The 17768-nt window shown below is 69.1% G+C and carries 6 protein-coding genes; 2 read left to right on the top strand and 4 right to left on the bottom strand.

Translation table 11 applies throughout. The annotated features are described in order from the left end of the window. The first annotated feature begins 290 nt into the window (after positions 1–290). Together AB0H32_RS18335 and AB0H32_RS18330 are read left to right on the top strand one after the other, a co-directional pair. Positions 291–1400, top strand: coding sequence for a prephenate dehydrogenase (locus tag AB0H32_RS18335; RefSeq protein WP_361121112.1), 1110 nt, complete (start codon positions 291–293; stop codon positions 1398–1400). A 366-nt stretch (positions 1401–1766) separates the two neighbouring features. Continuing rightward, complete coding sequence (locus tag AB0H32_RS18330; protein ID WP_361121071.1) at positions 1767–2321, top strand: Uma2 family endonuclease; 555 nt, start codon at positions 1767–1769, stop codon at positions 2319–2321. Positions 2322–2870: 549 nt separating this feature from the next. Here AB0H32_RS18330 and pglZ read toward each other — a convergent pair. Genes pglZ through pglW form a run of 4 tightly spaced genes read right to left on the bottom strand, consistent with a single transcriptional unit; the run spans position 2871 to position 17684 of the window. Next, complete coding sequence (gene pglZ / locus AB0H32_RS18325) at positions 2871–5678, bottom strand: BREX-2 system phosphatase PglZ (RefSeq protein ID WP_361121068.1); 2808 nt, start codon at positions 5676–5678, stop codon at positions 2871–2873. After that, positions 5678–9517, bottom strand: a complete 3840-nt coding sequence (locus AB0H32_RS18320) for a DUF6079 family protein (RefSeq protein WP_361121065.1) — start codon at positions 9515–9517, stop codon at positions 5678–5680. Before AB0H32_RS18320 ends, pglZ begins: the two co-directional genes overlap by 1 nt. A gap of 14 nt (positions 9518–9531) precedes the next feature. Then, positions 9532–13149, bottom strand: a complete 3618-nt coding sequence (pglX, locus tag AB0H32_RS18315; protein WP_361121062.1) for a BREX-2 system adenine-specific DNA-methyltransferase PglX — start codon at positions 13147–13149, stop codon at positions 9532–9534. Further along, positions 13146–17684 (bottom strand): BREX system serine/threonine kinase PglW, encoded by a 4539-nt coding sequence (gene pglW / locus AB0H32_RS18310; RefSeq protein ID WP_361121059.1) that lies wholly within the window; start codon positions 17682–17684, stop codon positions 13146–13148. Before pglW ends, pglX begins: the two co-directional genes overlap by 4 nt. Positions 17685–17768: the final 84 nt, after the last annotated feature.

Genomic DNA, 17768 nt, shown 5'->3' with positions numbered 1-17768 from the left:
CGCACGCGTGACTCGGGGACCAGGGCGGACGTGTGCAACGGATTCCTCCGGTGGCGGGCGACGGCCGAACGGCCAGGAGAACAAGGCGAGTTGACCTCGCATCATGTCGGACGACGGAGCGTACATGATGATATGGAGTGGTTTGCATGTATAGGTCAGAAATATCCGAACCGGCAACCATGGTGCCGGTCACGCGCACGGCGGGGGCACCGGGGCCGGTGCCGGGGCGAGGGGGAACGCCGGATCACGGCCGTCGCCCGGTGCCGGCGCCCGATCGGTACGCGGGGCGCATCCGCAGCGCCGTCGTCGTCGGCACCGGCCTGATCGGCACCTCCGTGGCTCTGTGCCTGGCCGGGCACGGCGTACAGGTTCATCTGCGGGACGCGGACGACGACTCGGGGCGGACGGCGTCCGCGCTCGGCGCCGGCCTGCTCGACCCGCCCGCACAGCCGGCGGACCTGGCCGTCGTCGCCGTACCGCCCGCCCTGGTGGGGCAGGTCCTCGCCGAGGTCCAGCAGGAGGGCCTGGCCCGTCACTGCATGGACGTGGCCAGCGTCAAGCGCGGGCCGCTGCGGGACGCGGAGGCGCGCGGCTGCGACCTGTCCTCCTGCATCGGCAGCCATCCGATGGCCGGCCGGGAGCTGTCGGGCCCCCTTGCCGCACAGGCCGCGCTCTTCCAGGGCCGGCCCTGGGTGCTCACGCCCACCGCGAGGACCGGGACGGAGACCCTCAATCTGGCGCTGGAGCTGGTCGCCCTCTGCGGTGCCGTGCCCGTGCTGATGGACGCCGCGGAACACGACCGGGCGGTGGCCCTCGTCTCCCACGCACCGCAGCTCGTCGCCAGTCTGATGGCTGCCCGCCTGGAGGGCGCCGAGCCGTCCACGGTCCGGCTGGCGGGGCAGGGGGTGCGGGACGTGGTGCGCACGGCGGCTTCGTCCCCCGCGATGTGGATGGACATCCTGGACGCCAACGCCGGCGTCGTGGCCGATGTGCTGGACGACCTCGCGGCCGACCTGACCGCGACGGTGCGGGCACTGCGGGACCTGTCGGCGGCGCACCAGACCGGGCGGACGGCGGGAGCGGCCCGGCTGGCGGACCTGCTACGCCGCGGGAACGCCGGGCACGGCCGCATCCCCGGCAAGCACGGGGCGGTCGCCACGCGCTACGACAGCGTGGCCGTGCTCATCGGGGATCAGCCCGGGGAACTGGCGCGCCTGCTCGCGGACGTCGGCACCACCGGCGTCAACGTGGAGGACGTGAAGATCGAACATTCCCCGCGCGACGCCTCCGGGCTGGTGGAACTGTCCGTCGCCGCGGGCGCGGAACCCTCTCTCGCCGCGGCGCTCCAGGCACGCGGCTGGGGCATCCGACCGGCGGCCGCCGCTCCCCACGTCCCCTGACCGCCCGGAGCGGGGAAGCGGCACGGTCACACCTCGTCGCACCGAAGCCTTGTCGCACCCGTCCGGCACCGAACCGGCACAAAAAAACCGGCAGGGCCGGCCCGCGAACGGCCCGACCCCACGTGATCTGCATCTTCGTCCCTGCCGGACGGGAACGACCCGCCGGCACAGGCGCCAGAGGGTGGACTAGACGTTGAAGCGGAACGCCGACAACAGCGCTCCCACCTGCGGAAACGCGCTTCCGAGAGATTCAAGTCAGCACAGAACAGCACCGGCGGCAGGTCTGGGGCTCCAGGACGACAGGAAGGGCGGTCGCCCGTTGGCGATCTCGTGGCCCGCGCCTCGTCGAATCGCTACGGTTGAGCCATGACCGCACTGCCCGACTGGATGCGCCCGCCGCGCGAAGAAGGCTGGTTCGCGGAGGATCTGGACCGCCTTCCCGAGGCACCCCGCCACACCGAGCTGATCGACGGAGCGCTTGTCTTCATGATGTCGCCGCAGAGGTGGTGGCACGGCCACCTCGTCACCATGCTCACCGTCGCTCTCATGGAGCAGGCGCCCGGCGATGTCAGGGTCGGCCGCGAGATGACCATAAAGCTCGACGAGCGAAACCGGCCCGAGCCGGATCTGCTGGTGACGACGGCCGACTACGACGGAGACCGCACCTGGTTCGCGCCGGACGAGGTGCGACTCGTCATCGAGGTCGTCTCACCCGAGTCCGCGCACCGGGACCGCACGGTCAAGCTGCGCAAGTACGCGGAGGCCGGCGTCCCGCACTACTGGTGCATCGAGGACGAAGGCGGCACTCCTGTCGTCCACGTCTACGAACTCGACGAACCGACCAGCGTCTACGCACCCGCCGGCATCTTCCGAGGCACTCTGAAGCGTCCTGTGCCTTTCGAGATCAGTCTGGATCACTAAAAACACCCCCCGCGGCGAACAACATACAAACCACCACAAAGACAGCCCGGCAACACACAGGGGGCTGAGCTCACCAGAGCTCAGCCCCTTCTGATCTGCACGCTTGACGTATCGCCTAGCGCACGGTAATCAATCGATCACACGTTGAAGCGGAACTCCACCACAACTGGTCTGACCTGCGGTTATGCAAGCGCATCCCAGCACCATCCCAGCACGGGGTTCACGACAACGTACAAGAGCGCTCAGGAGCGCCCACGCTACACAACAGGGCCGACAGCCGGTCAAGGCTTGAAGGATTCATCCACAACGCAGCAGCCAGCAGCCCGCCGGGGCAGTACGGGGTACCGAGCTCCCGGACGGTCGATGCGGCCACGCGAGAGCGCCACAACCGGGATGCCAGCCCGCACGTGAGCTTCACGCCAGAGCGTCCAAGCGCCTCGGGCTGAGCAGTGCGCGTGGTCGGGGCGCAGGCAGTAGCCGACGGTCGCTCAACTCAGTGGCCAGGGCCCCTTGTCCAGCCAGTTCTAAGCATGGATACCGGCAACGGACCTACTCGCCGAGCCCGAACTGGGCCTTCAGCCACGCCGGGTTGAGCTTCAGTGTCTTGTTGTCGGGGAGGAGTTCGAGGACCTGGATTCCGTCCATGTTCAGGAGCTGGGTGAGGACGGCGGCGTAGCCGCGGGCCCGGGCAGGTGGCATGCCCGCGGCGGCGGCCACGGCTGTCAGGGGGAGAGTGTTGTTCTCACAGAGCGTCGCAAGGGCCTGGCGAAGTCTTTCCGGGTCCTGTTTGCGGGGGAGGAGGGCGAGCTGGTCACTGAAGGCCGGGGAGGCGAAGAGGTCATCCAGGAGCGGCCCCACCGGAGACTGGGCTTGCAGGGAGAGCAGTGTCCCCTCGGCTTCGGACGGTTGGAGGGACACCGCGATCTCGAACAGACCCGTGTCCTGAGGAGCGGACTTCTTCGTCGAGGTACGCCTGGACTTCGCCGGCTGTGTCGTCCCGGTCTCTGCGGAGAGTGGTGTCGAGGTCGCGTGCAGGCGCGTCGTGTCCAGCTTCCACCAGTGCGGCTCATACGTGTCCGTGAGTTGCCGCCACCCTGGCGGCATGTCCTTTGTCGCGCCGTTCGGCAGGTACGCGAGCACTGGGATCGTGAACTCGGCCGGGTGCACGCCCCCGTGGTATCCGGCGGCACGATTCGTGTAGCGGGTGTCGGCCGACCACAGGGCGACAATCGGGCCTCCGACCACGCGGGGACCGGCGAGCGCCATCTCGGCCTCGCTGACCAGCGGTTCGGCTCCACCATCCGGTACGTCGCGGTAGCGGGCGTTGACCGCCTCAGGGACGGGTACCTTCACGCCACGGTGCTCCAGTACGTGCCCGTGATCGCTGGTGATGAGTACGGCCATGCCCCGTCGGCGGGCCTCGTCCAGGAGTGGGGTCAGGGCGTCGACGTCGTCGATCGTCCAGTCCCACTCGTCGAGTCGTTCGTCGTTCTTCAGTCCGTCGTCGACGGTGTTGAGGACGACCGCGACGTGTGACGCGTCGTCGGCCAGCGCCGCCTCTAGGTCAGGCCCGAAGCGTCCACCGGTGCCGGCGGGGCGGAGGTCGTCCTTGTGGAAGACGGCCGCCTTCTGCCCCGACCACAGCCGCAGGGCAGGGAATTCACGCTTCTCGGTCTTCTGGTCGCCGCGTTGCAGCCTGCCGGTGAGGAGAGTGGTGCGGCTGACGGCGGTGACGGTGGGCAGGGCGGCGGCCATCGCCTGGCGGGTGGGCGGCATGCCCTTTTCGCCGGTGGGGTCGTACTCGGTCCAGTGCGCCGCGAGTTCCTCGCCGAGCTGCCCCGCGAGCGCGGCGCTCATGCCGTCCACGACGAGCAGCATCAGCCGCCGCTGGGACTTCACCACAGGCTTCGCGACCCGCTCGAGGAAGGTCTCGACCGTCAGCATCGAGCCGGGAGCGGTACCCGCCGTGGTCCACTCGGCGACCTGCTCGGCGAAGGCCCGGTCCATGCGGCGCCGCACCTTGCGCACGTCAGCGGCGAGCGCGTCGTAGGCACCGGACAGGGCGGGCTCGGTGTCGCCACCCGCTTCCAGGTGCTCCAACGCACGGTCGGACCACGAGAGTTCGGCGTTGTAGTGGGCCAGGGCGCCCGCGACGGTGTCCGGTGTCCATGCGGGTTCGGTGGCCAGCCACTGCACCAGGCGCACGGCCATCCGGGCGCGGCCGATCCGGGTGCGGGCCGTCTCGGCGAGGTGGTGCGCCTGCACTGCGCGCAGCGCCGTACGGCAGGCATCGAGATCTCGGTCGGCGATCGCCGAACCCACGGCGGCCAAGCGCGCTTCGAGTCCGGCGGGCAAGTAGGGGCTGTGGAGTACGGCCTCGGTCGCACCCAGATGTCCGGCGAGCCGTTCGGCGTCCGGGGTGACCTCGGCGAGGAGCTGTGCGTTGCGTGCGACAAGGTTCTCGGTGGATTCCCCGTAGCGCCGCATGGCCTCGTCGGTGAACTCGCGGCCGAGGATGTTCTCCGCTCGGCCGCGCGCCCGGAAGACCTCGGGGCCGGCCGGGGCGTGCTGCCACAGCGCGGCGGCGACGAGCCCGAACGGCAGGGCGACGGACGGCTCGTCGTGCTGGATGATCGACAGCAGGGCGTCGGCGGTCGGACCGGCCTGGTCCACCTCGGCGAGGAAGCGCCGCAGCCCGGCCCGCTCCCCGTCACGCAGCGCGCGGTAGGCGCGCGGTCCTTCGGATGAGGTGCGGCTCCACAGCAGCAGCGTGTCGATGTCGAGCTGGGCGTCCGCGTCGAGCAGCAGCCGTCGCCGTGCGAGGGTGGCGAGGGCGTGTGTTCGGGACAGGACCTGCCGGTTGAGGCCGGGCCAGCCGCCCGCCGGGACGGCTTCGAGGAGGGCCTCGGCCACCCCCCAGGTCTCGTCGCCGAGCCGTGGATCGATACCGGAGGCGGTGAAGGTCTCGCGGATGAGGTCCCAGTTGTCGACATGCTGGATGGCGTGCCGGTACGCGCGGACCAGGATGCCGGGGTCGAGTTCGGCGTCCTCCCGGTCAGTGAGCAGGACTAGCAGGGACGGGGCTTCTGCCGCACCAGGACCGGAAGCGTCGAGGTGGCCGAGCGCCTCCTGGTAGACGGCGAGCACGGACGGCGCGGCGGCCACCCGTGCGCGCCGGCCGCCGTTCCAGGGCAGGATCGCCTGCTCCTCCCACGTGGGTGCCGAGCGCAGGAGCACCACCTGGCGCGTGTCACCATCCGGCTGCTTGGGCTCTTTGAGCAGCGCGCGCTGACCCGCGAGGTAGTTCGCGACGGCGGTGGGCGTGAGACGGGCGACGCCCCGGCCAGCCTGAGGCATCAGTCAACCACCTTCCACGTGATCTCGATGGCCTTGCCGGGATGCGCGGCCGCCACCTGGTGCAGGGTCTGCTCGACCTCGGCGGCGCTGCCCTGTACGGAGCCCGTGCGGGCAGTGGTCTCGACCTTGGGGTGTGAGGTGTCGGTGGTTAGCGGCACCTGGTCCGGGGTGGGCGAGGCCGGGGTGGCCGCTGGTGGTTCGGTCCGCTGCTGGTGTTGCCGCTGGACGGCCAGGGCCTGGGTGATCGCCCGCTGGGCCCGCGGCAGGGAGTCCTGCAGCTTCCGGCTGAACTGGTCCTCGCGTGCGTCCTCCTGGAGGGTGGTGAGGGCGTCCATGCCAGTGCCGAGTTCGAGTACGTCCCAGGAGGCGTTCTGCAGGGCAGGCGCGACTACCTCCGCCGTCGTGACGGACGAGCCGAGCCGTTCCGGCGTCAGCTCGCCGAGGCCGAAAGCGGCGAGGGTCTCGACGACCTGCTTGGCCCCGCGCCCCTTCGCGGCGAGCAGTTCCTCGAGCAGGGCGAGGCCGCGGCGTGCGGTGTGCAGACGGCCGGTGACTGCGGTGTCGTCGAGGCCGAGGAAGTCCGCTCGCCGCTCCAGCTCGGCCACCAGCTCGCGGTTGGCGGGCACGTGCTTGTCGACGTGGGTACGGACCAGCTCGGCGAAGGAATTGACGATCCGCCCGCGCAACTGCACGGGGGCCTTCGTGCCGAAGATCTTCTCGTACCGCGCACGGGCCGTCTCCCAGGCCGACTCGGAGGGCAGGGGCTGGCGGCGCAGTGCCCAGCCGTCCTTGATCTCGCCCAGCTTGAGGTCCACGACGGGGGCCCCGCCGATCACCCACACCCGGTCCTCCATCTCGCCGTACGCGGCTGCGACGAGCTGCTGGATGTGGACCGGCAGCCCCATCCGCTGCGGTTCGTCCGTCCACGCGGTCAGCGATCCGTAGCCGATGTCCGCGTCCGGGTCGTTCTTCGCGAGCCGGTTGAAGTGATCGCGCCAGTACCCGCCGAGGGTGAAGTAGCTCTCCCCCATCGTGCCGAGCTTGAGCGGCTGCGCGACCGTCCGCATCAACCCCTGGTCCCCGCGCGCGATCTCCGCCTTGCCCTCGCGCGCCCCGGCGGCCTCGCTGACGTATCCGAGGACGGTACGCGCCTGGGCGGGCGTGACGGTCCCCGGGCCGAGGTCGGGGTGGGCCGGGTACTGCCAGGCGAGCATCTTGCCCGCGATGTCGCGGATCGCATCGCGAGGGGCGGCGCTCAGGCCGAGCGCGGGCGTGGGCGCGCCCGGCTTGGTGGCGATGTGTTCCGAGAAGTCGTCGAGAACGTCCCCCTCCTGCTTCTTCGCCAGGCCGTACGCCTGTTTGAAGGCGGCGAGCACGCGGTCGCGCAGGGTCTCGGCCTGCGTGGTGAGCAGCCCTCGTGCCCGCACCCGGTCGTCGGGGCCGAGGTGAGCGGCGAAACGGCTGTCGAAGTCGCTGCCGCTGTTCAGGATCCGCTTGATGACCACGTACCGGTTGAAGTCCGCGTACATCGTCGTCGTCATATGAGTGGGCACCCAGGTGAGGGAGTGCTGGACCTCGGGGTGCCGCTCCCAGAAGCTGTTCATCCGGTTCAAGTCCTCGCGCGGCCCGAACTCTCCCTCGTCCCACGGGAGATCGACGACGAGACGCCAGGTCTCCACGTCGACTGGAGTGAGCATGGAGTCGGGAGTCTCCTCCCGGTCGGCGATATTGGCGAAGACGACCTCGGTACGGCGCTTACTGCCCCGCCACGTGAAGTCGAGAGTGTCGTACGCGTCGAAGCCGCCCTGTCCCTTGGCCGCGGTCAATGCGAACTCCGAGCGCAGCATCTCGACGGCGGCGTCGTGGCGGTAGCGGGGCTTGTCGAAGGCTTCACGGCCGTTGCGGACGACGGAGTCGATGTCCACACCGCTCAGTTCCAGGCGTACGGTCATCGCCACGCCGTCGCCCGCGAGCTTGATCTCGGGGATCCGGCCTGCCCACTCCTTCAACTTGTTGATCAGTGCGGGGATCTCGCCGCCGGGAAGGAGCGCCTTGATGGTGCCGGCGTTGAGGGCCAGGAGCCGCTTGACCGTCATGTTCTGGAAGGCGGGCGCGGCGGGCGCGAGGGCGGACAGGACGAGCGTCGACATCAGCCGGTCGTCGTCGGTGAACTGCCCGAGCCGACGTGCGAGATCACCGTCCTCGATGGCGGCGGGGTCCTGCTGGTACGCCGCGACCTGTTCCTCCGCGACCCGGTACTGGTCGAGGAGGTAGGGGCGCATCCGGTTGCGGTACAGCCGGTCGGCCTCGTCGAACACGGCACGCAGCTCGTCGGTGAACGGCTTGTCGCCGCCGCCTGAGATCAGCGCGTAGATGTCACCGAGCGGCACCAACTGACCGACGCGCAGCAGATTGCGCCGCGCGGCGAGGAGTTCGCCCATCAGCTTGAGGCCGGTGCGGGAGCGCTGAAGGGCCGAGGACAGGTGGACGAGGGTGTCCATGAAGGCTGGCGAGAAGGGGTACGTGAAACGGAACGCGGTCTCCGTGGCGCCCACGTTGTTCTCGTCGCCGCCCAGGAGCTCGTCCCAGAACTTGGCGTTGGTGGACTTCGCCTTCTTGAACGCCTCCCCGATCACCGCGTCCGCCTCGGTCGTCAGCGGCTTGAGGAGGCGCGCGTGGGCGATCTGCGGAAGGTTGCGGTCCTCCAGGCTGATGCGGTCGAACCGGCCGGAGGCGAGCTCCAGGTTGTCGACGATGGCCCGCTGGTAGCGGCCCCCGTCCTCAGCGGATCCGACCAGGTCGCGCAGGTCGCGCTGGCGGGCGATGAACGACACGACGGGGACGGCGCGGCGTTCGTCGCCGCCCTCCACCAGATTCGTGATCTTCGCGGTCTCCCGGGACACGAACTCCGAGGAGGAGATACGGGATGCGAACCACAGGATCAGCTCGTCGAGGAAGAGCACGATCCCGTCGTAGTTCAGGCTCTTCGCATGCTGGGCGATCACCGACAGGCCCCGGTCCAGGCTGATGAAGCCGCCGTCCTGCTCGACGGCGCGCTCCTCGTAGCCGGGCAGCACCTTGGCAGCGTCCTGGGCGAGCCGGGCCCGCAGCTCGCCAGGGGTGGACGGGTCGGCGGGGTTGAACTCTTGCCCGACTTCCAGCTCCTCGGCGGCCATCGCCTCATCGAGCAACTCAGTTGTCCAGGTGAAGGCGGCGCCGAACTCGCCCCACTCCCCCGTGGATTGAGCGGGCGTGGCACCCGCCAGGAACTTGATCACATCCTCGTCGCCGAGCCGGTCCCGCATGGACTGCAGATCACGGAACATGGCATCGGTGCGGTAGACCCGCGGGGTCGGTGCGCCGGGCTCCAACTCCCTTATCCGCTTGACGTATCCGCCGAGGATCCGCTGCTCCATCGACTTGGCGTCGAGCATGTGCACCGGCACCATCAGGAACCGCCGCTCACCGTCCTGCAGCCATCCGTTCTTCGCGAACACCGGGTCGAAGTCGGTCTTGCCGCGAGCCGCCGGGGCCTGGTTGAGCAAGGCGTGCAGTACGGCCATGAAGTGCGACTTACCGGCACCGAACGAGGCGTGCAGATACGCGGCCTTCGAGGAGTGGCTGTCCACCGCCGACTTGATGATGCCGAGGGCCTCGTTGAAGTGCTGCACGAGGTCGTCGGTGACGACGTAGTCGGCGAGGGCCTTCGCGGCGCCGTCTGCGGTGGTGGCGTCGGCGAGCTGGAGGACGTAGTCGGAGCTGGACACCTCCGGCTTGATGTCGATCAGCTCGCGGAGGAGGGGGGTGCCGTTGTTGCCGTTTGCGGGGTTCGCAGCCATGTCGCTTCTTCAGCTCACTTCGTCGTCTTGGCGCGGCCACCGCGCGCCGCCGCCACAGGCCGCCAGGCCCGGATGTCGTCGTCGGTCAGCCCGTGCTCGCCCTGCAGGGCGAGACGGAAGTCGTGGTACGCCTGCGCCGCCGACTGGCCGAAGTCGGGGAGGTACTCGCCGTGCCACTGGTCCAGCCACGGCTGGAGTTCGAGCAGGGCGGCGAGGTACGGGACGAGCTCGTCCTGTGTCAGCTGGTTCTCGTTGAGATGGCCGACGACGGCCTGCGCCTGCTGCAGGTGGTCCCAGCCCGCCCAGCCGAGCAGTACGGGAGTCTGTACGTTGCTCTGCGCACCGTAGGAGATGAACCGCTCCTTGGGTACGTCGAGCTTGCCGCGCTGAGACCAGAAGCTGGGACGCAGGAAGTCGGCGGAGGTGTACTTGGGCGGCACGGCGGTCGCCTCACGGATCTTCCGCTTCTCCTCCTCGGAGGTGGCGGCGTCCTCCTTGCGCTGCATCTCCCAGGTCCGCTCCCAGTCGGCACGCTTCTTGAGGCCGGCGGGCTTGTAGCGCAGGGCGGCGGCGGCCGGAACGTGCTGGTCGCTGACCAACTCGGCGACGGTCTTCGTGAAGTCGGCGCGCGGCGCGTAGAGGTTGAGCACGGCGGCGAAGTCGTCGTCCTCCTGGAGCCGGTCGGTCAGCCGGGGCAGCGAGATGAGCGTGGGCTGATCGGCACCGTCGAACCACAACTCACGGTTGGTCTCAATCCGGTCCAGCAACCAGGCACGGAGCGCCTGCTTCTGCATGGCGTCCCAGCCGTCGGTGGCCCAGCGCCGTTTGTACTCGGGGCGCTCGACCATGCCGATGGCGGAGTTCGACTCCATCATCGCGATGCGCTGGTTGACGATGTCCTTGTAGGGCTGGGGCCAGTGGGCGGGGAGCTCGGTGATGGGCGTGGAGTTATGCCGTTTGAACCACTCCGAGGACGCCTCGCCTCGCTCGATGGCACGGGCCAGCACGATCTCGAAGGCACGCTCGCCGAGGGCGAGGGGTTGGACGTCGGCCGGGTCGGCGGGGCGGAGGTCGGTGTCGGTCAGGCCGTAGAGGAAGTAGACATGCCAGTCCAACTCCTCTTGGAGAGCGATCATTTGGGCGCGGGTGAACTCGTAGGCGGCGCGGGCGTCTCGGAGGGAAGCGGCGGTGGGGACAGCCTCGGCTACTACGGTGGCCGGGGAGGTGGCAGTGAGGTGTTGGGCGGCGGCGTCTAGGGCGGTGGCGAGTTCGACTGGGTACGTCGAGGGGATCGGAAAATCGCCGACGTTCGCGCCGTTGAACTGATAGTTCCACGACCACGGCTGGTCGGCGATTCCGCTGGACGCCGTGGCGTTTCCTTTGCAAAAGCAGACTAGCTTAAGCCAGACAGCAGCTGTGGAGCTGTTGAGCACGCCGAGCAATTGGAGGTGCTCCTCCTCGTTCGCCTCCTTCCGCATCTTGATCACCGGCGCGGTACGGTTGAATACCTTTCCGCCACGGTCAAGTACAAAATGATTGTGCGTCGCCACCTCTGCGAATGTGATCGACAGCGGAGTCCTGTAAGCCGAGGCAGTGTGTTGCATGTAGTCCCACCAGCCGAGGCCGGCGTCCGCCATGTCGCCTTGAAATGTGCGTCGCGCAGCGAGCATCGCCCTCAAAGACCACAAATCAGTTCGCAAGTTGTCCAGATCGATACCGGCGACATAGGGGTACCAGATCACTTCTTCAGGAGCCGCGATCCAATCGCGAACGTTGTTTCCCTTCATTAGGGGACGCAGTGCACTTCGATCGGTGACAGTGCGGAATGTTGGTCGCAGCGGCCGAATGTACGCCTCGTCCGCGCCGGCACGAATCGCCCGACCGATGGGCGGCTCGATGACTGCCTTCATCGGCATAGTGTCGCCACTGCTCAGCTGCTCGTTGAGCTCGGCGCCACCATCCACCAGGATCCACGGCGCCTTGGCAAAGTAGGTGTTTTGCTTGAGATCTGCCACGGACACCCACTGGCTCTTCGAGCCGGGTTCATCGATCTGGGTGACGATGGCCCGCCAGACAAATCCCTCCTCCGGATTCTCTGGAGTCGAAGGCTCCCCCTGCACCGACCGCACCGTACGAATTGTGTCCCCGCGCCCCTGTGTCCAATCGCGATTGCGGCCAACGAGGATGACTGTCGGGGTGCTGTGCCCCGGGATATACGCGCCGGACGAGTCGATGACTTCGGTCAGTTCCACCTCGTCACGGAAGAAAGACTCGATCAGCGTCGTCCCGAACTCCCGCTTCATGAAAGAGTTCGCCGTGATCTGGCCGACCATGCCGTATCCCGTGCCGTCCGCTCCGCCCTTTTTCGCCAGCTCGAAGAAGCGCTGAGCAAACGGCACCGACAGCGCGTACGTACCGTGGCAGGCGTCGTAGATTGATCGATACAGCTCGTTGAGCTTCTTGTCCCCGACCGTGATGTACGGCGGGTTCCCCACGACCACGTCGTACCGGCCCTCATCCAGAATGTACAGGCGCTCCTGAATGTCCTCGGTCGAGTACTTGAACTCGGCCAGCGGGTCGGCCTCGGCCGTGAACAGCTGGTCCGTCACGTGTCGCGGCTTAATGAGGGAGTCACCCACCGCCAACTGCATAGGCCAGTCGATCCCCGCAGCCTCCCCCAGCGTCCGGACCCCCGCCGCCGCCATCGCCGCAATCAGCAGCCGGAACCGCGCGATCGCCACCGCGAACGGGTTGATGTCCACCCCGTGCACCGACTCCAGTGCCCCGCGCACCCGCGCGTGCGGGTCCAGCTCAGGCCGCCGCTCAGCCCACTCCCGTACCAGCCGCCGGAAGGCGCCAAGGACGAAGTGCCCCGACCCGCACGTCGGGTCGATCATCTTCAGTCCCTCGACGCCGCCCCGCTCCCGTACCACCGAGTTCATCGTCCGGTCGAGGATGAACTCCTCCACGAACTCTGGGGTCTGCAGCAGCGCGTAGTTCTTCCGTGCGGCCTCGCTCAGGTCCTGGTACAGGTCGCCCAGGAACCGGGTGTCCCACCCCTTCGTCCCGTCGGCGTCGCCGTCCTCCGGCAGCGGGTCCGTGAAGTCGTGAACCAGGACCGACCTACCCGCCTCGTCGTCGACCGTCCGCTGCCAGAAATCCCGCAGCGCCCCCGCCCCCTCATGCGAGAGCGGAATCTGCCGCAGCGGATTGTGGTCCGAGAACAGCAACTCCCCGGCCGGCCCCTCCGCCAACTCCTCGAAGGCACGCTCGAACCAGCCTCGATACGTGGGATCGTCCGCCTTGTCCACGTACTCGTCGTACCGCGCCTGCGCGACCTCGCGCCCGGCGATGTCCGGCGCGGTGATGTACGGCTCCGGCACCAGGCCGTTGTCCTCGACGAACCGCACGAAGACGGTCCCGAGCACCCACGCCACCGCCACCTGCGTGATCCGCTCGTCCAGCCACGACTGCCAGGTCGCCGCCGTCCGGCCGACCTTCTTCGACGCGTCGTACTCGGCGCGGAGCCGGCCGCGTACCGCGTCTTCCCGCTTGACCTGGCCCTCAAGATCCGTCTCCGCCGCCTTGACCTGTGCCTGCAGGTCGGAGAGCAGCGCCTTGCGGTCGATCACTTGGTGACTCCTTCAGGGACTGTCAGGGCGTTCGGTTCGTGCATACGGGTCCAGGACTTGGGAATGGGGATCCACTCCTGCTGGGCCTCGAGGTACGGGACGGGGCGGCCGGCGAGTTTCGGGACGGCGGTCTCGTCGTCCTGGGCGACAAGCACCCACAGGGGTCGGCCGCCGCGCCGGGCGAGCGCGGTCAGCCGGTCGAGGACGTGCATCCCGTCGTAGCGGGCGAAGACGGCGGCGTCGGTGAGCAGGACAGGGACGTCGCGGCCGTCACCCGAAGCCGAAGGCGAAGCTGAAGCCGCCAGCTCCCCTTCAAGGACACCCTGCACGGCCTGCCACACCGCCCCCACCAGGTTCGTGAACCCCGTCGGTCGCTGCCCGGCCGGGAGGACGTCCGCCTTGACGACGACCTCCCACTGTGGCATCGCGCGACCGGGCGTGAGTTCGCCCCGCAGCCCCTTCAGGAACAACTCGGTCACCGACACCGTCCGCGCCCCGTACTGGCGGCTCAGCTCCCGCCCCACCACCGGGGCGCTCCGCGCGCGCACGGTCAGCACTCGGAGCCCGTCGCGCCGCGCGGCGCCCGCCAGTTGCGCCTCGGCCCGCGCGGCGGTCGACTCCCGGTCCAGCGGACCGCCGGTCCCGGATCCGCTGCCGCTCAGGACCGAGGTGTACGTCGCGACCGCCTCGAACTTCCGGGGCAGGAACGCCTTCTTGTCGGCCGCGTACTTGAGGTCGAAGCCCGCCTCGCGCAGCGCCTTGAGCAGCTCCTCGGGCCTATCCTTCATCCCGGCGAGCGCCGCCAGAGCAGGGAAGCGGTCGTTGACCCGCTCAAGGACCTCGCGCAGGGGCAGCCCTGGCTGCTGTTTCTCGGGCAGACCCGGCAGAACCCGGACCAGGCCCGCCTGGGTGAGCCGCAGTGCGCGGACGAGGCCCAGGTCGCGCGGGTAGATTTCGAGCCGCGGCGACAGCGCGGCGTTCTGGCTCGCCTGGGCGGCGAGGTTGGCGACGCGCCGGTCGTCCCAGGAGAAGTCGCCCTCGGGCAGCCGCACGGCGCTCAGCTCGGCGAGGACCGTGCTCGAACCCGGAAGGGAGTCCCTTCCGGCGAGCTTGTCGGCGGCGTCGCCGAGCCGCTTCACATAGCTCAGCAGTGCGGCCGGGGCGGGAGTGTCGGGTCCGTCAACTTCGTTGTCCGGGTCGACCTCCAGCGCGAGGAAGCCCGCGCGCCGTACCGGATCGGTTGCCTTGTACGGGGCGAAGTGCTGGAAAGCCCTTTCGGCTATGGGTAGTTGCTGCTCGCGTTCGATCAGCGCGCGGAGTACGGCGAAGGCTGCGGCCCGTCGTACGTCCGGGTCGCCCAGGGAGTAGCCGCGGGTGCCGAGCAGCCAGCCGGCGAGGGCGTCCACGGAGGCGACCCGGCCGAGCGCGCGGAGCTGCTCCAGAACCGCTGCCCGTACCTCCCCCAGGCCCTCGTCCTCGGCCCAGCGCTTGCGAAGCTTCTTCAACTCGCCTGAGATCGAGGACTGATTGGCGACCCCGACGGCCTGCGCGGCATCGTGCTGCCTCGGCCACACCGGAAGATCGGGCAGCGTCCCGTCGGCTCCTGGCGCGCGCAGCAGATGCACGGCCACGTCGTGCAGCCGCTTCGTTCGGCCGCCGGCAGGCGGGATGATCCGGGCCAGGAGATGGTCGATGTCCTGGGCTTCGGAGCCCTCCCCGATCAGGCGCGCGAGGTCCTTCTCGAGCGGCGTCCCGGGCTCCGGCGACGGCTCGGGCACGGGCTGCGGATCGGGCCGCGAGCCGAGACGGGCTCGCCACTCCTTCTGCCGGCGCTGGATCTCCGTACGCGTCCGCGCCCCGAGCCCCGGACGGTTGATGAACGTACGGCTGGCCCGGTCGAGGAACTCACCGACCGTGGTGAGCTTCATGTCCCGCAGGATCGAGTACGCGGACGGCGTCAGGCCCGCACGCACCAGAGGAGTGTCACGGGTGGCGACCTCGGCCAGCTGGTCGCGCAGCTCAGCGGTGTCGGCTTCGCCGTCCGGTGCGGAGCCCTGTCCTTGCCGCCTCAGCGACTCGTGTCCGGCGCTTGCGGCGAGCCGCTGAGCGTCCTGGAACACCCGCTGCCAGGACGTGCGCATGTCCCGCAGGTCCTTGTGGCGGTTCTTCGCATCCCTGCTCAACGCTTTGCGGAAGAACTCGGTGAGCCCGTCACGCAGTTCGTCCTCGAAGCCCTCCGACGCGATCGTCGGGTACGGCCACTCCTTCGGGTCCGTCATCCGCGGGGTGACGGACCCGTCGCCCCACTGCGGCAGCTCGTTCGACGCCATCTGGTGCAGTGTCACGGCGAGCGCGTACCGCTCCGCGGCGTCGTCGTACAGGTTCCGCATGACCGTGCCGACGAACGGGTCGAGATAGCCGGATGTGCCCGCGCCGGTCTCGCGGGCCGAGACGGCGGTCAGCGAGAAGTCGAGGAGCAGCGCCTGCCTGGTGCCGTTGGGGCGGATCCGGATCGCGATGTTGTCCGGTTTGATGTCGCGGTGCCAGACGCTCTCGCCCTCCAGGTAGTAGAGGGCGTTGAACAGGTTGTCGCTGTAGCGCTCCAGGTCGTCCATGGTGAGGCGGCCCTGCCGTCCCAGGACGCGCGCCATGGTCTCGTCCCGCGCGGTGCGGTCGTCGCGCTTGTCGTCCGCCTCGGCCTTGATGTTGCCGACGTACTCGGTGGCCAGGACCGTACGCCCGCCCACGGTGAACGTGCCGGGCACCAGCAGCCGGATGATGCTCGAGTCCCGCAGTCGGCCGAGCGTCTCCGCCTCGCGCTGCAACGCCTCCGACTTGTCGTCGTCGAGCGCCACCTTCAGCACCGCGAACGCGTCGCTCTTCCCCTGCTGTTCGTCGAGTACGAGCAGGGCGCGCGCCGTCGAGCCGGTGCCGAGGCGGCGGCGTACCCGCCAACGCCCCTGCAGCAGCGTGCCGGGCGGGACCTCCAGCGGGTCGAGGTCGTCGGCGGGCTCCTCCTGCCCCGGCTGCTCGTCGTCCAGTGCGGCGGCGGGCCGAAGGTCCTCCTCGACCTCTGCCAGCATTTCCAGGAAGTCGCCCACCGCGTCGAGCCGCCGGTCCGGCTGCTGGGCGGTGGCGGCGTCGATCAGGTCGTCCAGGAACGGCGGGATGCCGTCCTTGACGGCCGACGGGGCGAGTCGCTCACCGCTCTCCACGCGGGCCTGCAGCTCCGCGCTGGTCGCGGCGGGAGCGCTGCCGGTGGTGAGCAGATAGGCGAGCGTGCCGATGCCGTACACGTCCATGCGCGCCGGATCGGCCTTCGGGGCGGTCAGCTCCGGCGCCAGGTAAGGGTCCGAGGCGTCGTCGACGCTCCCGTCCGACACCGTGGACGGCGCCAGGCTCACACCGCTGGAGGTGACCGTACGCGAAGCCAGCTGCCAGTCGGAGACGTGCGTCAAGGGCCGCCGCCAGCGCTCCTCCTCGCTCAGTTCATGCCCTGCCGCGCCCTTGTAGCGGGGGATGACATGGATGGAGCGTGGCGTGAGGGCGCGGTGGTAGAGCCGCTTGGCGTGCGCGTACTTGATCGCCTCGGCGATCTGGCGGACGAGCGCGAGCCGGTCCTCCAGGTCCAGCTGCCCGCCCCACCGGTCGAGGAACTCGTCCAGGTGCAGCCGCTCAGGATGGTGGTCGAAGGTGAGCGCCGGGCCCGCGTCATGGTCGGAGGGGTAATAGTCCCGGATGCGCACCACACCGGGGTGGTGGATCCGCTTCAGTGTGTCGGCCTCCCGCTTCGCCGCCTCAAGAAGCGCCTTGCGCGCCTCGCTGCTCGAATTGCGGGGCCGCAGATGGACCCGTACCCGCACAGTCTCGGACAGCTGCTCGTGTCTGCCCGCGTAGTCGGCCCAGGTGGCACCCGTGTCGAAGGGGCGCTTGTCCAGGATGAACGGGCCGACCTTCGCCTCCCTCACCACCTGCTGGATGCCGACCTGGGCGAGCGCCCTGCCGATATCGGAGCTGCCCTGGGATGAGATTCTGAACCGGTCTTCGCGCGGCGGCAGTCGGAGCTCGGCGAGGAGGGCCGGGATGCCGTTGTAGATGTGGGCGTTCAACTCGTGCGGCGGCAGCGCCAGGTCGAGGCCGTCCTCGGTGAAGCACACCCCCTCGGTGATGTACACCTTGGCGCCATACCTGCGCAGCAAAGAAGCCAGTTCCTTGGACTTCTGGTTGGTGAGATGCAGTGGATCGCCGAGGCCCTTCCCGTATCCGCGTCGGTTCCCGGGCGGGATCTGCACCCACTGACCACCGCGCCGTTCCACCCGGCCGTGCAGGCTCTTCAACTCGATCATGTGCACGCCACCCGGCGTGACCACCAGAAGGTCGACCTCACGGACGTGACCCGTCTGGCTGACGAAGGTGAAGTTGGACCACGCCCGCCACGGACCGTCTTCCGGCAGAGGCGTGAGGATCCTCTCGAGGGCCGCCTGCTCATGCGGGAACTCGGAAGCAGCGACGGCCGTCCAGCGACCCTTCTTCATAAGCCTGACTCTCCGATCCCGCACGCCCCGCCACCCAGGGCGACCCCGGTGGGTTACGACGGTTGCAGCGAGTAGCTCGTGTCC

The sequence above is a fragment of the Streptomyces sp. NPDC020362 genome, from assembly GCF_040642095.1.
Lineage (GTDB): Bacteria > Actinomycetota > Actinomycetes > Streptomycetales > Streptomycetaceae > Streptomyces.
Note: the sequence above shows the minus strand (reverse complement) of the source record. Positions and strands in the feature narration are given on the sequence as shown.

Excerpts from the sequence above, each read along its gene's own strand:
- AB0H32_RS18330 (WP_361121071.1), top strand. The coding sequence starts at position 1,767 with ATGACCGCACTGCCCGACTGGATGCGCCCGCCGCGCGAAGAAGGCTGG.
- pglZ (WP_361121068.1), bottom strand. The coding sequence starts at position 5,678 with ATGCCTCAGGCTGGCCGGGGCGTCGCCCGTCTCACGCCCACCGCCGTC.
- AB0H32_RS18320 (WP_361121065.1), bottom strand. The coding sequence starts at position 9,517 with ATGGCTGCGAACCCCGCAAACGGCAACAACGGCACCCCCCTCCTCCGC.
- pglW (WP_361121059.1), bottom strand. The coding sequence starts at position 17,684 with ATGAAGAAGGGTCGCTGGACGGCCGTCGCTGCTTCCGAGTTCCCGCAT.